Origin of the sequence: Protofrankia sp. Cas4 (assembly GCF_963555915.1) — a bacterium.
Lineage (GTDB): Bacteria > Actinomycetota > Actinomycetes > Frankiales > Frankiaceae > Protofrankia.
Map to the genome: position 1 here is coordinate 1 of NZ_CAUVXL010000223.1, position 5,574 is coordinate 5,574.

Here is a 5,574-nt window from a genome sequence, read left to right on the forward strand (position 1 = left end):
GCCTCCCGGGCGATCGCGACGATCTCCACCGTGCCGTCCGCGACCTCCGGGACCTCCAGGCGGAACAACCCCTTGACCAGCTCCGGGTGGGTCCGAGACAACGTCACCGCGGGACCGTGCGCACCGCGCACGACACTCACGACATAGCACTTGACGCGGTCCCCGTGTTCGAAACGCTCGCCGGGGACCTGCTCAGCCGGCGCGAGCACACCCTCAATCGTGCCGAGATCCACCAGCACGACCTTGGAACCGGCTCGCTGCTCGTGATGCTGGACGACGCCGGAGACGACATCATGCTCACGGTCTGCATATTGTCCGTAGGTGACTTCCTGCTGCGCCTCGCGTAGCCGCTGCATGATCACCTGCTTGGCGGTCATCGTCGCGATCCGGCCGAAGTCCTCGGGCGTGTCCTCCCACTCGCGGGTCAGCCCGTCCAGGGACGTCTCACGGGCATAGACCGCGACATTCCCTGACGTCCGGTCGACGACCACCCGGGCGTCCTGTGCCGCGCCGCCGGTGTGCCGGTAGGCCGTCAGCAACGCGGTCTCGATCGCCTCCACCAGGGTGTCAAAGGAGATGTCCTTCTCGCGTTCGATCCCACGCAGCGCCGCCACGTCGAGCTTCATCGCTCCGCCTCCCCCTGCACGTCCGCCCCGGTCCCAGAATCGTCACCGGTCCCAGAATCCTCACCGGTCGCAGAATCGTCCCCGGTCGCACGGAACTCCACCTGCACAACGGCCCGGGCGACATCCGCGAAGGATATCCGCCGCACCGCACCTGCCGACCCACTCTGATCATCCACCGCGAGCTCCGCCGAGTCGGGCCCGCTGGCGCGGACCCGGCCGATCAGCTGCCTACCGTCACGGGTGTGCACCGAAACCAGCCGTCCCCGGGCGCGCCGCCAGTGCCGTGCCGCGACCAGCGGGCGGTCCACCCCCGGCGAGCTGACCTCAAGCACGTACGGGCCCGACACAGGTGCGCCGTCGCCGTCGACCGCATCGAGAACAGCGGAGACGGCCCGGCTGGCCTCGGCGACCGCGTCCAGATCGATACCGTCGTCACGGTCCACCACCACCCGCACGACGCTGCGGGAACCCGCCCGGGTGACCGCGACGTCCTCCAGGTCGAACCCATGAGCCGCCAGCTCCGGGGTGAGCAGGCGGACCAGGTGGGCGCGGCCTCGCCCGCCGCCGGCATGGGTTGCGGCCACGGCGTCGCCCACGTCGACCCGCTCCTCTCCGTCGCCACACACTGGCGTTCATCGCCACGCACCGGCGTGACGTCCTCTCGAGATCCTCAGCCTACGTCGGTCGCCGCCCGAGGCTCATCCGGGTCCGCCCGCGGGCACGGCCAGCGTGCAGGCAGCACGCTGCCCGCCAACCTGTGCCAAGCTGCTGGGCCGTGAGCTCGATGATTCCCGCTCAGGGGTCCTCCAGACGGGTCGTGCTCGGCGCACTGCCACTGGCTGCGGCCAGCGCCCTCGTCGGATGCAGCTGGACACGAGCGGCCCGGGAACACACTGCCACCCCGGCGGCGGCCACCGCCGACGACCTTCTGCGCGGAGCCGCGCTCAGGTCTGAACACGCGCTGCTCGTCGCGTACGACCGCGCGATCGCCGCGTATCCCTCGATTGCGGCGACGTTGCGCGCGGTGCGTGCCCACCATGCCGAGCATGTCAGTCGCCTGGTGCCGGCCACACCCGCGACCGCGGCCACACCTGCCACCACACCTGCCACCACACCTGCAACGACGGCCACAGCCGCCACCGGGGCCGCGCAGGCTAGTGTGGCGGGGTTACTGACGCTGGAGCGCGCGGCCGCGACAGCACTGCGGACCCAGTGCCTGGCCGCCTCGGCGAGCCTGGCGCCGCTGCTGGCCAGCATTCATGCGGCTGAGACCGCACATGCGGACCTGCTCGCCCCGCTGGTCGGCTGACCGGTGCCGGCACAGGAGCACCTACCGCCCGACTCCGCCGCCGTCCAGACGCTGTCAAACCTGCTCGCCATGGAACACGCCGCCGTCTATGTCACCGCCGCGGCCGGCGGTGAGCTGGCCGCACTGCGGCCGGTGGCGGAGTCGACCCGGGTCCTGGCCCAGAATGCGTTCACCGCCCATCGGGAGCTGCGTGACCGACTGGTGGCCGAAATCCTCGACCGGGGCGGCAGCGCGCCAGCGGCCCAGGCCGCGTACCGGCTGCCGCCGGTATCCACCGACCTGGCCGGCGTGCTCCTGCTGCTGGCCGACATCGAGGACCGTTGTTCGGCCGCCGCCTACGACGCGATCGGCGACCTGACGGGCGAGGGACGCGCGCTGGTGACCGACGCTTTGGCCGGGATGGCGGTGCGCGGCCAGCAGGCCCGGATCGCGGCAGGCCAGCCCCCTGACCAGGCCATCCGGGCGCTACCCGGCGCGTGAGAACGGCCGTCGGCGACCGGCCGCCCAACCGTCCAGGACGCCCAGCAGCCGCCCGAGCCGCCCGATCACCGCGTCGGCCCGGCCGTCACCGGATTCCCCCGGCACCCCAGATCGGGGACCGGCGCCGTCGGAGAGCAGCACGGTGCGCATGCCGACGCCACGGGCCCCGGCTATGTCGCTCGCCGGACGGTCGCCGACAAATACCGCCGCACCCGGGTCACGCACGCCGAGCGAGGCGAGCGCGGCGTGGAACGCGCCCGGATGCGGCTTGGAAAACGGCAGGTCGTTGGTGTACACCCGGGCGTCGAACAGGTCCAGGATGCCGTCTCGGGCAAGCCATCGCGAGTGCCATGAGCGAGGCCAGTGCGTGTTGGTCAGCAACCCGATCCGCAACCCCCGGGTCCGCACCAGGTGCAGCGCCAGCAGCGCGTCCGGGTCGCACACCGTGTGGGGAGTCCAGGCACACAGGTCATGCCGGGCCGCTACCCGGTGCACGGCACCGGCCACGTCGAGCCCGACCGCCGCCGACGCCACCGCGAGCAGTTCGGTGACCGTCCCGCTGCGGCCCGATGCGCCGGTCGTGGCCCACCACCGCTGTTCGGAGCCCTCCAGCGCCCGGGTCAGCTCCCGCGCGTCCCCCGGGGCGAGGTCGAGCGCAACCATTCGCCAGAGGTCCAACAGGTCCACGTCGTGGAAGGGGGTCAGGGTACCGCCCCAGTCGAAGACCACCGCCTCAACGACAGGAGGCTCCCCACCGATCACCGAGCGACCCACGCGTCCCGGTCCCGACCGAGCTCACAGACGATGGGCGGCAGGTGCCCGCTGGCGACATCCGCGAGCGTGACCTCCTCAAGGACCCGGCGCAGGCTGACCCGCACCGCGATCCACACATCCTGAAGGTACTTGGCGGCGCCCTCGTAGGCCGCATCCTCCGGTCTGCGGCCCCGGACGCTGGCCAACGGACCGTCGGTGGCACGGATCACCATCGCAATGGTGATCTCGCCCGCCGGTCGACAGAGCCGGTAACCACCTTCGGCGCCACGCCTGCTCACCACCAGGCCACTCCGGCGAAGATCGGTGAGGATGTTCTCCAGAAACCGCAGCGGCAGGTCCTGCGCGGTCGCCAGGCTCTCACCCTTCACGAGCTCACCGTCGGAGGCTGCCAGCGTCAGCAATGCGCGCAGGGCATAGTCGGCTCGTGCGGAGATCTGCATATCTCCATCTTGCCGGTCATGGTCGTAGCGCGCCCCACACGGGTAGCGCCGGTCGACCTCAGCTCGACTGTTCAGGCAGGAGCCCGCGGCGGGCGCGCATCCGGCGGTCCACGGTGTTGAACGCGGCATCCACCAGGACCCCGATCGCGAAAATCGTCAACATGGACGCGATCACACCGGTCGCATCCAGGAACTGGCGGCTGTTCTCCAGATCCGAGCCGATGGACGGGTGACCGGGCACGATAACCAGCAGTTCACCCGCCATCAGGCTCCGCCAGGCGAACGCCCAGCCCTGTTTGAGCCCGGCCACCACCGACGGCAGAGCCGCCGGTGCCACCACGAATCGGTACAGTTTCAGGCCTCGCGCGCCCATGGACCGCCCGAGCCTGGTCAGCAGCGGCGGGACATAGTCGATACCGCTGATGACACCGTTGGCGACCGACGGCGCCGCACCGAGTACGACGACGAACAGAATCGCCCCTTCGGTGAGCCTGAACAGCAGGATCGCCAGTGGAAACCAGACGATGGAGGGCATCGTCTGCAACGCTGTGATGAACGAGCCGACCGCGGTCCGCAGCAGGGCGAACCGGGACACGGCCAGACCGACGACGGTGCCGATCACGACCGCCAGAGCATACCCGACGAAAGCACGCTGCATGGTACGGGCGAAGGCGGACCAGAAGTCCCCACTCACCACCCGGTGGCCAAGCTCGGGCAACGCCTCGTCCGGGCCGGGTAGGACATAGGACGGCTTCCAGCCGATCCACACCACGATCTGCCACGCCAGCAGAAAGATCGCAACAGCGCCCAGCTTCGGCCAGGTCGCCGACCACATCCGCAGTGCGAGCGGGCGCCCGGGCGCCGCCGCGGTCTCCAGGGCGTCGAGCCCGGCAAGAGCCGCGTCGGTCGATGTGGTCGTCGCCGGCCCGCGCAGCGTATCGGGTCCGATGGTCGTATCAGTGGCCATGACGACTCACCTCCGCACGCAACCGAGCGGTGATCGTCGCGGCGAGCGCGGCCACATCCGGTTCGTCGATGCGGCGCGGGCGGTCGATCCCGACGTCGAAGATCTCAGCCACCCGCCCCGGCCGGCTCGACAGCAACACGATGCGATCCCCCAGCCGCACCGCCTCACGCACGTCGTGGGTGACGAACAGGACGGTGACCCCGGTTTCGCGCCAGATCCGCTCCAGCTCGTCATGCAGCAGGTCCCGCGTCATCGCATCGAGCGCGCCGAAGGGCTCGTCCATACACAGGATGTCGGCCTCCTGCGCGAACGCTCTGGCCAGGCTGACCCGCTGGCGCATGCCACCGGAAAGTTCGTGCGGCCGCTTGTCGGCAAGACCGGCCAGGCGAACCATCGTGAGGAGCTCCTCGACCCGGACCCGGCGATCCGCGCCGGGGACACCCCTGATCTTCATCGGCAACGCGATGTTGCCCCCGGCGGTGAGCCACGGCAACAGGGCCGAATCCTGGAACATCAGGCCGACCCTGCGCCCACCGACGTCGACCATGCCAGAAGTTGGTCGGTCGATGCCGGCAAGAATGCCCAGCAGCGTCGACTTCCCACAGCCGGACGCGCCCAGCAGGCAGACGAACTCCCCCGGGCGCACATCAAGGGAAACGTTGTCCAGCGCCTGGACCCGGTGCGGGCCGGACCCGAAGGTCCGGCTCACACCGGCGATCCGTACCGCGCTCGTGTCGATGACGGCGGTCACGAAATCCTCTCCTCTGCTGACGGGCCAAAGGCGACGCGATCATGGTTTTTCGCGCCGCCGGAGGCCGAGATCCCCGGGTCGCTGTCTGGTCGATCCACGGCTACTTCGCTGCGACAGCCGGTTTGCCCTGTGCGGTCAGCACCGCGTTCAGGGTCGCCAGATCGAAGATCCCGTCGAGGTTGGCCTTGGTGATCAGGCCGAGCATCTGGGCATGATCAGCCGACGTG

8 protein-coding genes are annotated in these 5,574 nt (G+C 70.1%); 2 read left to right on the forward strand and 6 right to left on the reverse strand.

What is annotated here, in order from left to right:
* A partial coding sequence (locus U9979_RS20045; RefSeq protein WP_322780598.1) for a NusA N-terminal domain-containing protein occupies positions 1-626 on the reverse strand: 626 nt, incomplete at its 3' end.
* Positions 623-1,222, reverse strand: a complete 600-nt coding sequence (rimP, locus tag U9979_RS20050) for a ribosome maturation factor RimP (RefSeq protein ID WP_322780599.1) — start codon at positions 1,220-1,222, stop codon at positions 623-625. The genes rimP and U9979_RS20045, both read right to left, overlap by 4 nt.
* 188 nt (positions 1,223-1,410) lie before the next feature.
* On the opposite strand from rimP, the gene U9979_RS20055 reads away from it, so the two are divergent.
* Positions 1,411-1,935, forward strand: coding sequence for a hypothetical protein (locus U9979_RS20055; protein ID WP_322780604.1), 525 nt, complete (start codon positions 1,411-1,413; stop codon positions 1,933-1,935).
* 3 nt (positions 1,936-1,938) lie between these two features.
* Positions 1,939-2,415 carry a DUF4439 domain-containing protein gene (locus U9979_RS20060; protein ID WP_322780600.1) on the forward strand — a complete coding sequence of 159 codons (477 nt, stop codon included), beginning with the start codon at positions 1,939-1,941 and terminating at the stop codon, positions 2,413-2,415.
* Here the strand turns inward: U9979_RS20060 and U9979_RS20065 are convergent.
* Genes U9979_RS20065 through U9979_RS20080 form a run of 4 tightly spaced genes read right to left on the reverse strand, consistent with a single transcriptional unit; the run spans position 2,401 to position 5,347 of the window.
* A complete protein-coding gene (locus U9979_RS20065; protein WP_322780601.1) occupies positions 2,401-3,189 on the reverse strand; it encodes an HAD family hydrolase in 789 nt (262 codons plus the stop codon). The genes U9979_RS20060 and U9979_RS20065 overlap by 15 nt on opposite strands.
* Positions 3,174-3,629 (reverse strand): Rrf2 family transcriptional regulator, encoded by a 456-nt coding sequence (locus tag U9979_RS20070; protein ID WP_322751730.1) that lies wholly within the window; start codon positions 3,627-3,629, stop codon positions 3,174-3,176. Before U9979_RS20070 ends, U9979_RS20065 begins: the two co-directional genes overlap by 16 nt.
* A gap of 58 nt (positions 3,630-3,687) precedes the next feature.
* A complete protein-coding gene (locus U9979_RS20075; RefSeq protein WP_322780602.1) occupies positions 3,688-4,596 on the reverse strand; it encodes an ABC transporter permease in 909 nt (302 codons plus the stop codon).
* Positions 4,586-5,347: an ABC transporter ATP-binding protein gene (locus U9979_RS20080; protein ID WP_322780603.1), complete on the reverse strand. Its 762-nt coding sequence runs from the start codon at positions 5,345-5,347 to the stop codon at positions 4,586-4,588. Before U9979_RS20080 ends, U9979_RS20075 begins: the two co-directional genes overlap by 11 nt.
* Positions 5,348-5,574 lie beyond the last annotated feature (227 nt).